The 14,563-nt window shown below is 51.0% G+C and carries 15 protein-coding genes; all 15 read right to left on the reverse strand.

Going from position 1 to position 14,563, the window contains the following annotated elements; genetic code table 11:
* Positions 1-53: 53 nt before the first annotated feature.
* The gene (rnhB, locus tag BLP53_RS01890) at positions 54-647 is read right to left on the reverse strand and encodes a ribonuclease HII (protein WP_091469027.1); all 594 of its coding nucleotides are present in this window, start codon (positions 645-647) and stop codon (positions 54-56) included.
* Positions 644-1,810 carry a lipid-A-disaccharide synthase gene (gene lpxB, locus BLP53_RS01895; RefSeq protein WP_091469029.1) on the reverse strand — a complete coding sequence of 389 codons (1,167 nt, stop codon included), beginning with the start codon at positions 1,808-1,810 and terminating at the stop codon, positions 644-646. The genes rnhB and lpxB overlap by 4 nt, the downstream gene beginning before the upstream one ends.
* A gap of 13 nt (positions 1,811-1,823) precedes the next feature.
* Positions 1,824-2,603, reverse strand: coding sequence for an acyl-ACP--UDP-N-acetylglucosamine O-acyltransferase (gene lpxA / locus BLP53_RS01900; RefSeq protein ID WP_091469032.1), 780 nt, complete (start codon positions 2,601-2,603; stop codon positions 1,824-1,826).
* A 39-nt stretch (positions 2,604-2,642) separates the two neighbouring features.
* Positions 2,643-3,107, reverse strand: coding sequence for a 3-hydroxyacyl-ACP dehydratase FabZ (gene fabZ, locus BLP53_RS01905; protein ID WP_091469035.1), 465 nt, complete (start codon positions 3,105-3,107; stop codon positions 2,643-2,645).
* Between the two features lie 8 nt (positions 3,108-3,115).
* Complete coding sequence (gene lpxD, locus BLP53_RS01910) at positions 3,116-4,168, reverse strand: UDP-3-O-(3-hydroxymyristoyl)glucosamine N-acyltransferase (protein WP_091469039.1); 1,053 nt, start codon at positions 4,166-4,168, stop codon at positions 3,116-3,118.
* 43 nt (positions 4,169-4,211) lie between these two features.
* Positions 4,212-4,709 carry an OmpH/Skp family outer membrane protein gene (locus BLP53_RS01915; RefSeq protein ID WP_091469042.1) on the reverse strand — a complete coding sequence of 166 codons (498 nt, stop codon included), beginning with the start codon at positions 4,707-4,709 and terminating at the stop codon, positions 4,212-4,214.
* A gap of 52 nt (positions 4,710-4,761) precedes the next feature.
* On the reverse strand, positions 4,762-7,035 hold the full coding sequence (bamA, locus tag BLP53_RS01920; RefSeq protein ID WP_483819044.1) for an outer membrane protein assembly factor BamA: 2,274 nt from the start codon (positions 7,033-7,035) through the stop codon (positions 4,762-4,764).
* A 59-nt stretch (positions 7,036-7,094) separates the two neighbouring features.
* Positions 7,095-8,471 (reverse strand): RIP metalloprotease RseP, encoded by a 1,377-nt coding sequence (gene rseP, locus BLP53_RS01925; protein WP_091469050.1) that lies wholly within the window; start codon positions 8,469-8,471, stop codon positions 7,095-7,097.
* On the reverse strand, positions 8,468-9,676 hold the full coding sequence (ispC, locus tag BLP53_RS01930; protein ID WP_091469053.1) for a 1-deoxy-D-xylulose-5-phosphate reductoisomerase: 1,209 nt from the start codon (positions 9,674-9,676) through the stop codon (positions 8,468-8,470). Before ispC ends, rseP begins: the two co-directional genes overlap by 4 nt.
* A gap of 9 nt (positions 9,677-9,685) precedes the next feature.
* On the reverse strand, positions 9,686-10,495 hold the full coding sequence (locus BLP53_RS01935) for a phosphatidate cytidylyltransferase (protein ID WP_245652580.1): 810 nt from the start codon (positions 10,493-10,495) through the stop codon (positions 9,686-9,688).
* A gap of 22 nt (positions 10,496-10,517) precedes the next feature.
* Positions 10,518-11,282: an undecaprenyl pyrophosphate synthase gene (locus BLP53_RS01940; RefSeq protein WP_091470370.1), complete on the reverse strand. Its 765-nt coding sequence runs from the start codon at positions 11,280-11,282 to the stop codon at positions 10,518-10,520.
* A 29-nt stretch (positions 11,283-11,311) separates the two neighbouring features.
* The gene (frr, locus tag BLP53_RS01945) at positions 11,312-11,869 is read right to left on the reverse strand and encodes a ribosome recycling factor (protein ID WP_091469059.1); all 558 of its coding nucleotides are present in this window, start codon (positions 11,867-11,869) and stop codon (positions 11,312-11,314) included.
* 30 nt (positions 11,870-11,899) lie between these two features.
* The gene (pyrH, locus tag BLP53_RS01950; protein ID WP_091469063.1) at positions 11,900-12,616 is read right to left on the reverse strand and encodes a UMP kinase; all 717 of its coding nucleotides are present in this window, start codon (positions 12,614-12,616) and stop codon (positions 11,900-11,902) included.
* Between the two features lie 133 nt (positions 12,617-12,749).
* The gene (gene tsf / locus BLP53_RS01955) at positions 12,750-13,625 is read right to left on the reverse strand and encodes a translation elongation factor Ts (protein ID WP_091469066.1); all 876 of its coding nucleotides are present in this window, start codon (positions 13,623-13,625) and stop codon (positions 12,750-12,752) included.
* Positions 13,626-13,766: 141 nt separating this feature from the next.
* Positions 13,767-14,513: a 30S ribosomal protein S2 gene (gene rpsB / locus BLP53_RS01960; protein WP_091469070.1), complete on the reverse strand. Its 747-nt coding sequence runs from the start codon at positions 14,511-14,513 to the stop codon at positions 13,767-13,769.
* Positions 14,514-14,563: the final 50 nt, after the last annotated feature.

The following is a 14,563-nucleotide window of genomic DNA, read 5'->3' on the forward strand; positions in this document are numbered from 1 at the left end:
AGGTGTGCCTGGCCAATAAAAAACCGCTCTCATTGAGCGGTTTTTTATTTCTGTTACGTTTTATTTCCAGCCAGTAATTTTTTAACTGGCCCATAACTGCGGCGGTGTTCAGCCGTTATCCCATATTGCGCCAGGCGTTCCAGATGCAAAGCGGTGGGATAGCCTTTATGCCGGGCAAAGCCATATTGCGGATACTGCGCATCCAATGCCAGTAGTGAAGCATCCCTCGCTGTTTTTGCCAGGATAGAGGCCGCAGAAATTTCGGCAACCTTGCTATCGCCTTTCACGATGGCCTCACAGGGTAATGCAAACTTGGGGCGGCGATTGCCATCCACCTGGATCAGGGTAGCATGGATACCGAACTGCTCAACCATCGCCTGATAAGCGCGCTGCATCGCCAGCATACTGGCCTGCAGGATATTGATATCATCAATTTCCTGCGCACTGACACTGGCAATTCCCCATGCCAGTGCATGCGCCTTGATCTCCAGCGTCAGGACATCACGCCTGGTCTCCGACAGTTTTTTTGAGTCCGCCAGCCCGGCAATCGGCCGCTCTGGATTCAGGATAACGGCAGCTGCATACACAGCACCTGCCAGCGGCCCTCTGCCCGCTTCATCTATCCCGCAAAGTATCAATGCACTCATGAGGGTTGCAGGAACTGCTTGACCACAGCGGCAGCTTTTTGCGCACTGTTTTGCTTGAGGCGTGCGTGAATGGCACGATATTTTTCCTGCAAGATGGCCAGGCCGGTCTTGTCTGCCAACAAGTTGTACATGGTTTGTGCAATATTCGCGGGAGTTGCCTCCTGCTGCAGCAACTCCGGTACGATAAATTCGCCAGCCAGGATATTAGGCAGCCCGACATAAGGCTGCAATCGCATGCCCTTCAGCAACTGCCAACTCATATTGGACATTTTATAAGTAATAATCATCGGCTTCTTGAGCAAAGCGGCTTCCAACGTAGCGGTGCCGGAAGCCACCAGCACAGCATCGGCCGCAATCATGGCCTCATGGGCATGCCCGAACATAATTTGCAGGTCAATGGCAAGCTCAGGCTTGTCGGTCAGTAGCTGATGCCAGGCATTCTGAAAAATATCCCGCGTTTCACGCGTTACCAAAGGCACCAGGAATTGCACGGTTTTGCCATTCTCACGCATCAAACGTTCAAAAGAAATGGCGCTTTCCAGCATCAATTCTGCATGGAAAGTCACCTCCGACTGACGACTGCCAGGCAGAATCGCAATCACCACACTATCCTTCTTCAACTTGAGCTTCTCACGCATAGCTGCCACATCCGGTTCCATCGGCAAGGCATCTGCCAGGGGATGGCCAATATAGGTCACAGGCACACCGGCTTGCTGATAGAGTGCGGGTTCGAATGGGAACAATGCCAGCATATGCGATACGGCACGCTTGATGCTGTGAATGCGGTTTTTGCGCCAGGCCCAAATCGACGGGCTGACATAATGGATGGTCGCAATGCCTTTGGCTTTAAGCTTTTTCTCCAGCCAGAAATTGAAGTCCGGTGCATCAATGCCAATAAAGACATCTGGTTTTTCCTGCAGGATTTGCTTGAGCAGCTGTTTGCGCAACTTGAGCAGGCCGCGCAGGTGTTTAAGCACTTCGAGATAGCCGCGTACTGACAATCGCTCAATCGGATACAGGGACCTGGCACCCAGGCTCATCATTTTAGGGCCGGCAATGCCGAAAATATCGATATCAGGATGCGCGGACTTCAACTCGCGAATCAAATGATAGCCCAGCAAATCACCGGAGGCCTCTCCCGCCACCATTGCAATTTTAGTCATATGTTAATAAAAATTATCGTACGATGCCGCGCGTGGTTTGCGCGAGGAAGCGGGTCATCAGCCCGATTTCAGGGCAGGATTTTTCCATGTCGGCCAAAGCGACTTTCGCTTCCTCGAACGACAGGCCCTGGCGATACAAGACTTTATAAGCGCGTTTAATTTGCTGAATCGCTTCGGCACTGAAGCCACGACGTTTGAGGCCTTCAGCATTGATACCATGTGGCTGCGCATCATAGCCTGCTGCTGTCACATACGGAGGGATATCTTTAAAGACAACTGAGCCGACCGCCGTGATGATATGTTCGCCAATCTGGCAAAACTGGTGCACCAGGGTGAATCCGCCCAGGATGGCATAATCGTAAATGGTGACATGTCCGGCCAGGGATGAATTATTGGCCATAATGGTATGGTTACCGACAATACAATCATGTGCGATATGCACATAGGCCATGATCCAGTTATGGCTGCCGATTTTAGTGGTGCCCTTGTCCTGGATTGTGCCACGGTTAAATGTACAAAACTCCCGGATGGTATTGTGGTCGCCGATTTCCAGCAATGTCGGTTCGTCCTTGAATTTCTTGTCCTGGGGTTTTGCACCCAGCGAAGAAAACTGGAAAATCTCGTTGTGTTTACCGATAGTGGTTGGGCCTTCAATGACCACATGTGAGCCCACTTTGGTGCCAGCGTCAATACGCACACCCGCACCAATCGTCGTATAAGGTCCCACTTCTACCGAACTGTCGAGCTCAGCTTTAGGGTCAATAATGGCAGTAGGATGAATCAGGGTTTGCATCTTTAGTATATATTGCGTGCCGCCAACCGACGGCGAAGGTTATTTTTCAATGGCTTTGAGAATACACATCATATTGGCTTCGGCGACCACTTCGTCACCTACTTTAGCCACTGCAACGTATTTCCAGATCCCTTTCAGGATACGGTCAATTTTGACATGCAGAATGATCTGGTCGCCCGGGGATACAGGCTTCTTGAAACGCACGTTATCAATACCGGCAAAGTAATAGACCGAATCATTAGTCGGCTTGGTATTCATGGTCTTAAATGACAGAATGGCTGCCGCCTGTGCCATCGCCTCTACAATCAGCACCCCGGGCATCACAGGGTGGTAGGGGAAATGGCCAGGAAAATAAGGCTCATTCACGGAGACATTTTTCACTGCCACAATTTCCTTGCCCAACTCCATGGACAATACGCGATCCACCAGTACAAACGGGTAACGATGCGGCAAGTGTTCCAAAATCTCATGAATATCCATGCTATTCATTGCATTCTCAGCCATAATTTCTCTCAATCTTCTGTATGTTTTTTAATACTATTTATTGCTTGCTCAAGCAGCTTGAGCTTGAGGCTGTTTTGTTCCAAATGCCGGATATTTGCTGCTGTCCGCAACCAGTCTTCGTGTTTCTGGAAAGGCATCAGTGCAGTATAAGTACCGGGTTGCTGGATAGACCGCATAATCATGGAACCCGGCGATATCGTCACACCATCCACAATATGCAAATGCCCCAGAATCATGGCTGCGCCACCAATTTTACAGTGCTGCCCTATCACGGCACTGCCGGCAATCCCGGCACAGCCCGCAATCACCGTGTGTGCGCCAATGCGGACATTATGGGCGACCTGTATCAAATTGTCCAACTTAACACCGTCCTCAATGATGGTGTCATCCAGTGCCCCACGGTCCACCGTAGTATTGGCACCGATATCGACATGATGACCAATCACCACACGGCCAATCTGCGGTATTTTAACCCATTGCCCCTGCTCTTCCGCATAGCCAAAACCATCATTTCCGATAATACAGCCAGAAAACAGGTGGCAGTGCTCGCCAATCACACTGCCATGCTTGACTACCGCACGAGGCTCAAGGATGGTATGCGCCCCGATGGTCACATCATCTTCAATCACGCAACCAGCGCCGATACGGACGCCGTTACCCAGGGTGACACGATCACCGACGGTGGCCATGGCATCTATCGTTAATTCGGGAGGAAGAGGGGTTTCGTAGCCAATGACAGCCGTGGCATGAACATGATTCGCGTATTGTCGTGGCGGGTTCAGTAGCGCAGACAGTTTAGCAAAATAGGCGTAGGGATTATCTGTCAGAATACAGGGTAATGCCGTCAGGTGCCGGTGTTCAGGACGCAGGATAACCGCAGAAGCCAGGGTAGCCTGCAACGACTGCGTATATTTGGTGTCGTTGAAAAACGCAATTGAACCTGCTTGTGCCTGAGCGAGTGAAGATAGGCGAGAGACCTGGGTAGCCGCATCAGTGTTACCTGCATCCACCTCGCCGCCCAATGACGCAGTAATCTCATGCAATGTAAACAGCTGCGTCATGAAAATATTGACCTTGAAAGTGCTTTCTTGCCTGGGCTACAGGCTATTTTTTGCCTAACAATTTGAGGACTTTATCGGTAATATCGATACGTTTACTGGCATAGGCAACACCGCTGTAAGCAACCAGGTCATAACCTTCACTTTCAGCAACCGTCTGCACTGCTTTATTAATACGTTCCTGCAAGACAGCCAGTTCTTCATTCTTGCGTAAATTAATGTCTTCACGCAATTCACGCTGCTTACTCTGGAATTCCAGGCGCATATTATTCAACTGGCGTTCTTTTGCGCGTCGATCAGATTCGTTGATGTTGGTGCGCTCATGATCCAGCTGTGTTTCCAAGTCACGGATTTGCTTTTGTAGCTTATCCAACTCCAGAGAACGCGGGCTAAACTCTTTCTCCAGTTTTTTGCCTGTTTCAGCAGTCTGTGGCGCCTCTTGCAGCAACTTGTCTACTTGTACATAACCAACCTTGAAGTCCGCTGACCAGCCATAACCGCACCACAGCACAAGACTTAGCCCGAGAACCAGAATCCCTCTCATGCAATCTCTCCCTTGCACGCATGTATTGCCATCATCTTATAAAACCTTGCCATTAGAATTGCTGCCCGAACTGGAATTGCAATGTTTGCGTATCATCCGTTGATTTTTCCTTCAACGGCTTGGCAAGAACCAGCTTCAAAGGACCAAATGGAGATACCCAGGTCACGCCCACCCCAGTTGAGAACCTCAGGTAATCGGAATTGATAGGGTCATCTTTGCCGAACACACCACCACCATCAATAAATGCACTGAGCCTGAACTGGTTGGACTGCGAGACAAACGGTACCGGCATAAACAATTCAATATTACCTACCAGGCGCTTGGTACCGCCAATCGCGAAATCGCTTCCTGTCGACGGGTTAATATCCCGTGGTCCTAACGAGGAGTTCAGGAAGCCACGTACGCTGTTCACACCACCGGCGTAGAAATTTTTGAAGAATGGATAGTTTTTGCCACCATAGCTGTTTGCATAGCCAGCTTCACCATTTAGCATCAGGGTGAAGTCTTTACCCAGGTCCTGGTACACACTATGTTGATAATTGATCTTATAGTATTGCAGGTCCAGGCCAGGCACAGAAACATCCCCGGACAGGCGTTGCAGGACACCACGGCGCGGGAACAGAATATTGTCTCGCGAGTCATAAGTCCAGCCGGCATTCAGCACAATCGAGTTACTGCTACAACCGGAAGTGTTAGCGCAGTATTTGATATATTGAATCGGGCTGTCGGCAGACAAATCGACATTGGTCATATCCAGCGTCACACCGGCGCTGAGGAAGTCCATTTCAGACATCGGCATGCCAAAACGCATCCCCACGCCGTAGGACTGGCTCTCATACGTACCAACATTCAATGTCGAAGAGTTTCGACGGCTGGTATCCACATCACGGCGATAAATATCGAAGCCCCGGCTGATACCATCCGGCGTGAAATAGGGATCGGTATAGGATAAGGAGTAAATGGTGTTATAGCTACTGGTATTCACTTGCAGGGCTACACGGTTACCTGTTCCCAGGAAATTAGGCTGGTTCACGTTAAAGCCTAACACCACGCCGTCACTACTGGACAAACCGGCACCGAACTGCACACTGCCTGTCGCTTTTTCAGCCACAGTGACCGTCATGTCTACCTGGTCATTAATGCCCGGGACAGAGGGTGTTTCCAGTTCAACACTATCAAAGAAGTTCAGGCGCTGGACACGCTCTTTGGAGCGCTTGATTTTATCCCCTGCATACCAGGCAGACTCCAGCTGTCGCATTTCACGTCTGACCACAGAGTCACGCGTCCGGGTATTGCCTTGAACATTGATGCGCCGGACATATACCTTGCGGCCAGGATCAACAAAGAAAGTGAACGCAACCGTATGTTCCTGCTTGTTGATCTCCGGTACGGCATTCACGTTGGCAAAAGCATAGCCCTCTTCACCCAGCTTGTCGTTGATGTTTTTGCTGGCATCGGTCACTTTCTGGCGATTGAAAACGTCACCATCCTTGATATCAATCAGCTTGCGCAGATCCTCTTCCGGCAGCAACATGTCGCCTGCCAGCTTGGTCTGGCTGATATTATATTTTTCACCTTCGGTAATGTTGACGGTGATATACACATCCCGCTTGTCAGGCGAGATCGACACCTGTGTCGAATCAATCGAAAATTCCAGGTAGCCCTGGTTCATGTAAAAAGAACGCAAGGCTTCCAGATCTGCGGTCAACTTCTGCTTGGAATACTGGTCATCCTTATTCCACCAGCTCATCCAGTTAGGCGTTGTCAGCAGGAAATTGGCACGCAGGTCTTCCGTCGTGAATAAATGATTGCCAACAATATTGATATCCCGGATTTTGGCCGCGGGACCTTCTGTAATTTCAAAGCGAATGGCCACCCGGTTGCGCTCCAGCGGGCTGGAAGTCGCCTTCACTTCAGCGCTGTATTTACCTTGAGACAGATACTGGCGCTTGATTTCCTGTTCGGCACGGTCCAGTTGTGCCTTGTCAAAAATCTGGCCATCTGCGATACCTATCTGCTTGAGGCCTTCCTTCATTTTATCTGTCGGGAAGGATTTGTTACCGCTGAAATCAATCTGTGAAATCGAAGGGCGTTCCTGTACCGTTACCACCAGTACATCGCCGTCGTTTTCAATACGTATATCCTTGAAAAATCCGGTGGAGTAAAGTGACTTGATCGCCTGCGCCGCTTTTTCATCACTCATGACATCACCCACCTGCATGGGCAGATAATTGAATACAGTACCGGCTTCGGTACGTTGCAAGCCTTCTACACGGATGTCAGAAATCACAAATGGCTCTGTCGCATAGGCGCTCAGATGCATCATTCCTGCTAACAGACCCAACCACAACCTGGAACTTGACTTTACTCTCATTAATTATGCTCTCACCCTATCAGGTAACGATTGATGTCATTAAAAAAGGCGATAAACATCAACGCACCCAATATCCCCAGCCCCAGACGCTGGCCAATCTCCAGCACCTTATCCGGCAAAGGTTCTCCTCGAATTAATTCCGCCATATGATACAGCAAATGCCCGCCATCCAGTACTGGAATTGGCAGCAGATTCATGACCGCGATGCTGATACTCAGCAATGCAATAAAGCTGATATACGGTTTAATTCCCAATCCCGCAGTCTCGCCGGCAGCATCTGCAATACTAACCGGCCCGCTGATGGCTTTTAACGAAGCCTGCCCGGTCACCATTTTAGCGATCATCTTCAATGTAAATACAATGGTTTCCTGCACTTTCTGCACTGCACGCATTGCAGCCTCAGTGATCGTGTAATGCCGTTCCACGCGGTAGGGTTTGAGATCAACCGCCTCCATGTTCACTGCAGCGCCCAGGCGACCAATTTTCTGACCGGCTTCAATCACCGCGTCTGGGAGTAGTTTGACCTGCAACAGCTGGTTGCCACGCTGGTAATCCACCTTTAATGGTTGCGAAGGGTTAGCTCTTACCCACTGCACAAATTGCTGCCAGCCTTCGACCGGTTTATTATTGACGTTAAGAATGCGGTCCCCGATTTGCAACCCGCTCTTTTCTGCCACAGAGCCAGGCAGAACTTCGCCGATCACGGCAGGAATCACCGGCATTAACATGGAAATGCCTATTTTCTGCAATACATCGCCTTCCGGCTCACCGGGTAATTTCGACATGGCCAAACTATGCGTGTGTGAATCGCCCTGCGCTGTACGCGTCACCACATTGACTGCACGATGTGCGACCCAGCCCTCCAGTAATTGCCACTGCGCATCCTGCCAGGTTTGTACCGGGTGCCCATCCAGGGAGACAACCAGGTCACCCTGACGCAACTTTGCTTCAGCCGCCAATGAGCCAGTTTCGACCGGGCCAATATAAGGTTTGATACCGACTTCCCCTTGCGCAATCAGTCCCCAGTAACAGACAAAAGCCAGCAACAAATTCGCCAGTGGCCCGGCAAAAACGATCCACATCTTGGCTGCAACTTTCTGCCGATCAAACGCACGTGACCAGTCAATCACAGGGTCGGCCAGCGCTGGAGGTTGTTCAGAGGCAGATTCACGGCTGTCCAGCATCTTGACATAGCCACCAAGGGGAATCCAGGACAGCACCCATTGCGTGGACTGCGGAGAGCGTTGGTACTGGAAAATTGGCTTGCCAAAACCAATGGAGAACTTCAGCACGTGCACACCACAACTGCGCGCCGCCAGGTAATGGCCAAATTCGTGTATCGTCACCAGTACACCGATAGCCACCACAAAAGCAATGGCTGACATCATAAGGCAGCCGCCTTATAAACAGGCGTAGCAGGCACTTTGCCAATGGCGTTCAGCACACAGGCGCGCGCAGCGGCGTCGACTTCCAGTAACTGATCTATCGAACTGACCTCGTCCACTGGCAGTTTTTGTAATGCTTCCTCAATCAGGCGCGGGATATCCAGATAGTGAATCTCCTCCCGCAGGAAAGCGGCAACAGCCACTTCGTTGGCTGCATTCAGCATGGCAGGAGCCGTACCTCCCGCGGCCAGAGCGTCAAATGCCAATCGCAGGCAAGGGAAGCGCTGGATATCGGGCGCTTCAAATTCAAGTTTGGCGATTTCCACCAGGCTGAGCGGTTTGACACCGGATGCAATCCGCGCCGGATAACCCAGGCCATAGGCAATCGGCGTGCGCATATCAGGATTTCCCAGTTGCGCCAGGATACTGCCATCCACATACGATACCATGGAGTGAATCACGCTTTGCGGATGCACCACGACTTCAATCTGGTCAGGGCGCGCATTAAACAGCCAGTGCGCCTCAATGACTTCCAGCCCTTTATTCATGAGCGTAGACGAATCAATAGTGATTTTCGCCCCCATCACCCAGTTAGGATGCTTGAGTGCCAATGCAGGCGTCACTTCTGCCAGTTGCGCTTGCGTATAGCGCCGGAACGGGCCACCGGAAGCGGTCAAGATCACCTGGTTTACACCGACATCAGCCAGATCCTCATAGGGCTGCCCGGGCATGGCCTGGAAAATGGCATTATGTTCGCTATCAATCGGCAGCAAGGTAGCATTACCTTGTTTGACGGCATCCATAAATAATTGGCCAGCCATTACCAGCGTTTCCTTGTTGGCGAGCAATATTTTCTTGCCTGCTTTGGCCGCAGCCAGTGCCGGTAACAAGCCGGCAGCCCCGACAATCGCCGCCATGACCGCATCGACCCTGTCATGCGCAGCCACTTCTACCAGCCCTTCCAGCCCGGAAAGCACTTCGGTTTTCAACTCTTCAGACTGCAAACGCTGACGCAGGCGCTGGGCGGCAATGGCATCCTGCATCACGGCATACTGCGGCCGGTACTGTACACATTGCTGCAGCATCGCCTCGATATTGTTGTGGGCGGTCAAGGCAAACACGGCATACCGCTGCGGATGCTGCGAAATCACATCCAGTGTCTGCTGACCAATGGTGCCAGTGCTACCCAATATAGTGACGTATTGCAAAGCGACCTCTTAGAACGAATAAGATTGTTGCCAGTAATGAAACCAGAATACCAAGCACAATCCCACGGGCAATGCCGGAATGACGCCATCGACACGGTCCAGTAAACCACCATGTCCGGGCAGGAATTGCCCGCTATCCTTCAGCTTGGCCCGGCGCTTGAAAAAAGATTCAAATAAATCACCATAAATACCGGTAATCGTAATGATCCACAGACCGGGCAATATCCACCAGGTGGAAACGGCATCTGAAACTTTCAAAATGACAGCATACACTGCAACCGCCAGCAACGCACCCGCGACGCCTTCCCAGGTTTTTCCCGGACTGATGGCTGGTGCCAATTTGTGTTTGCCAAAATTCTTGCCGGCAAAATAAGCTGCACTATCTGCCAGCCAGATAGTAGAAATAATCACCAGCAAGACATAAGGATTCACTTCCTGTGCGGTCACCAGCGCCATCCACAAGGACAGCATTAGAAACCAGCCGAGTAACAGATTGAGGGCTTGCTGCCTGATAAAGGTATTAAAAAACAGGCTGACCGGCACAACGCACAACCAGAACAAGGTGGCGGCGATAAATACCTGCATGGCATGGTAAAAAAACCAGTGGAAGCCCAATTGCTGCAACAACAGCAGAAAACCGGCGCCAGTCACCACAGAAAAAACCAGGTAATAACGGGTATACGATGGGCTTAATTGCAGAAAACCAGCCCACTCATGCAAACACACCAGTGTCAGCAGTAGCATCACACTGGCCCAGGCCATCATGGGCAACCAGAACAATGCCGGGAGGAATAATCCCAACAAGACGGCGGCAGTCATTATTCTAGTCTTCAACATGGCTTCAAGCGTGCCCCTTATCTGTACTCAACTGCTCGCTGGTGCGGCCAAAACGGCGCTCACGCTGGCGATAAGAGGTCAATGCCGCTTCAAATGCTGCATCATCGAAATCCGGCCATAAGGTGGGGGTAAAGTAGAGTTCGGCATACGCCAGTTGCCACAACAGAAAATTGCTGATACGTGTTTCACCGCCGGTGCGGATAAATAAATCCGGCTCAGGCGCATCGGGCATGGACAAATATGGTGCCAGATCTGCTTCACTGATAGTCTCTACAGTGTCCTTCTTGTCCGCCAACAGGCGATTCACGGCATTCAGGATATCCCAGCGACCACCGTAGTTCACTGCAATCGTCAGTGTCAGGCCGGTATTATGTGCTGTCACTTGCTCGGCTTCACGCATTTTTTGCTGCAGCGCTTCATTAAACAGGCTGCGGTCACCAATCAGTTTCAGGACCACATTGGCTTCGTGCAGTTTTTTGACTTCACGATCAAGTGCTTCCATAAACAGGCCCATCAGGAAAGTCACTTCCTCCGGCGGGCGGCGCCAGTTTTCGCTACTGAACGCAAACAGGGTGAGATATTTGATGTCGAGGCGCACGCAGGTTTTGACCAGCTGCCGTACGGCTTCCAGACCACGTTTGTGCCCGGCGACCCTGGGTAAAAAGCGTTTTTTGGCCCAGCGCCCATTGCCATCCATGATGACCGCCACATGCTGTGGCAACGCATGGGTCTGCGGAACCTGCCTGGTAGAACTGGAAAACAAACCCAACACGGATACCTGCGATCAGAGATGTGCAGTTAAACTGCCATCAAATCCGCTTCTTTCTGTTGCAGGATTTTATCGACTTCAGCCACCGCCTTATCGGTCATCTTCTGCACATCCTCTTGCGCGCGGCGCTCATCATCTTCTGAAATCGCTTTGTCCTTGATCAGTTTCTTGAGGGCATCATTGGCATCACGGCGTACATTGCGGATGGCCACTTTGGCACCCTCGCCTTCCGTACGCACAATCTTGGTCAAATCGCGGCGGCGTTCTTCAGTCAGCATCGGCATAGGCACACGTATCAGGTCACCGTTGGTGGCAGGATTCAGGCCCAGATCACTGTCACGGATCGCTTTTTCCACCTTAGCGATCATGTTCTTTTCATATGGCTGAACATTAATCGTACGCGCGTCGCCCAGATTCACGTTAGCGACCTGGTTTACCGCCACCATGGAGCCGTAATACTCCACCATGACATGATCTAGCAAACCGGCGTGGGCACGGCCTGTGCGCACTTTGGCCAGATCAGTTTTCAGGGCCTCCAGCGATTTCTGCATTTTCTGCTCGGCAGACTTTTTAATATCTTCAACCATATCGTCTCTCCAATGTTGCAAGCGTCCGGCTTATGCCCCGACGCGTGTTCCTTCATTCTCACCCAGAATGACGCGTTTCAGCGCACCATCTTTAAAAATGCTGAATACCGCAATCGGCATTTTCTGGTCGCGGCATAAAGTAAATGCCGTCGCATCCATCACCTTCAGGTTTTTATTGATCGCCTCGTCATACGACACCTGGTCATAGCGGGTGGCAGCCGGGTCTTTTTTCGGATCTGCCGTATAAATGCCATCCACCTTGGTCGCTTTCAACACGATCTCGGCATCGATCTCTACGCCGCGCAAGGCTGCCGCAGTATCAGTGGTAAAGAACGGATTGCCTGTACCGGCACCAAAAATCACCACTATCCCTTCTTCGAGATAACGAATCGCCTTACCACGGATATAAGGTTCGGCCACCGCTTCAATATTCAGCGCGCTTTGCACACGCGCCGGCACGCCAGCACTCTTCATCGCATCCTGCAGCGCCATGGCATTCATCACCGTCGCCAGCATGCCCATATAGTCAGCATTAGCCCTGTCCATGCCCTCGGCCGCAGGAGCGACACCGCGGAAAATATTGCCACCACCAATGACGATGCCCACTTGCACCCCCATCTCGACGACTTCCTTGACCTGCGCCACAATCGCACTTACTGTTTCACGATTAATTCCATAAGCATCATCGCCCATCAGCGCTTCGCCTGACAACTTAAGGAGAACGCGCTTGAAAACAGGTTGTGCCATCGTTATTTTCCCAAACTCAAAATGTGCCTATTTAATCACAAAACCGGCTTTCTTGGGCCGTAAACTGACCCTCCAGCCATAAAAAAAGTGGAATCCGAAGATTCCACTTTTCCTGTCCATCGCTTAAAAACGATTAAACTTTAGCCGCAGCAGCGACTTCAGCAGCATAGTCTACCACTGCCTTTTCAATGCCTTCACCTACGGTATACATGGTGAATGAAGCCACGGAAGCACCTTTGGATTTCAGCAATTGCTCGATGCTCACTTTGTCATCCTTAACAAAAGCCTGGCTCAGCAAAGTCACTTCCTTCAGGAATTTCTGTACAGTCCCTTCAGCAATCTTTTCCAGCATTGCGTCTGGCTTGCCAGCTTCTTTTGCTTTTTCGATGGCCACACGGCGCTCAGCATCAATCAAGGCTGCATCCACACCGCTGGCATCCAGTGATTTCGGTTTTGCCGCCGCAATGTGCATGGCGATATCTTTACCCAGTGTTTCGTCACCACCCACCAGGTCTACCAGCACGCCAATTTTGCTGCCGTGTACATAGCTGTACAACTGGCCTTTGGCTTCAGTGCGCACGAAACGGCGTGGCGTGATGTTTTCACCGATTTTACCTACCAGTTGCGCACGTACGGCTTCGACAGTTTCGCCGCGCATAGGCATGTTAGCCACCGCTTCAATATTAGCCGGATTACTTTCGTTCACCACTTGCGCCAATTCACCCACGAACTTCAGGAACTCTTCGTTCTTGGCACAGAAATCAGTTTCAGAGTTTACTTCGATTAATGTACCCAGTTTGCCACCAGCGGCAATGCTGATACCCACAGTACCTTCAGCCGCTACCCGGCCAGCAGCCTTGCTTGCCTTGTTACCAAAACGCACACGCAGAATTTCTTCAGCACGTGTCATGTCACCTTCGGCTTCCGTCAGTGCTTTTTTACAGTCCATCATGGGAGCATCGGTGCGCTCACGTAAGTCCTTCACCATGCTTGCGGTAATTTCAGCCATTTATTACTCCTTTTGTTAGGATTCCTGCATTGAGGATTTATCTAAGAATTCTTTTCTACCATATACCGGCTGTATGTCAGCCATATTGCATGCGATGCAATAGAAAAAGGGGCGCAGCGCCCCTTTGTCAGCAGCGAGTAATTACTCGGCAGCAGCCTCAGCCACTGGTGCTGGTTCTTCCTGGGCCGCTTTCACGATTTCGGAAATCGCGTTCGCACGGCCTTCCAATACCGCATCCGCCATACCACGTGCGTACAGACGGATTGCACGTGAGGAGTCATCGTTACCAGGAATCACATAAGTGATGCCATCCGGGGAGTTGTTGGTATCCACGATACCAATCACCGGGATACCCAGTTTGCGTGCTTCAGTAATCGCGCCGCTTTCGTGGCCAACGTCGATGACGAAAATCGCATCTGGCAAGCCGCCCATCTCTTTAATACCACCGATGGAACGCTCCAGCTTCTCGATCTCGCGCTTGATGCCCAACGCTTCTTTTTTGCCGAACTTCTCGATGCTGCCATCCTGCATCATGGCTTCAAAATCGGTCAGGCGCTTGATAGACTGCTTAACTGTTTTGAAGTTGGTCAGCATACCACCCAGCCAGCGGTGGTTGACATAAGCGCAGCTTGCACGTTGTGCTTCTTCTTTTACGATGTCGCGGGCTTGACGCTTGGTGCCCACGAACAGGATACGGCCTTTGTTTGCTGCCAATGTGCGCACATATTTCTGTGCTTCTTCAAACAATGGCAGGGTTTTTTCAAGGTTAACGATATGGATTTTGTTGCGGTCACCAAAAATGAACTCAGCCATTTTCGGGTTCCAGTAACGGGTTTGGTGGCCAAAGTGAACACCGGCCTCCAGCATTTGACGCATAGTCACGGACATAGTAAGTCTCTCTATTTCAAAGGGTTATTCATTCACATGCATTCAAATAC

Source organism: Methylophilus rhizosphaerae, from assembly GCF_900100975.1.
Lineage (GTDB): Bacteria > Pseudomonadota > Gammaproteobacteria > Burkholderiales > Methylophilaceae > Methylophilus > Methylophilus rhizosphaerae.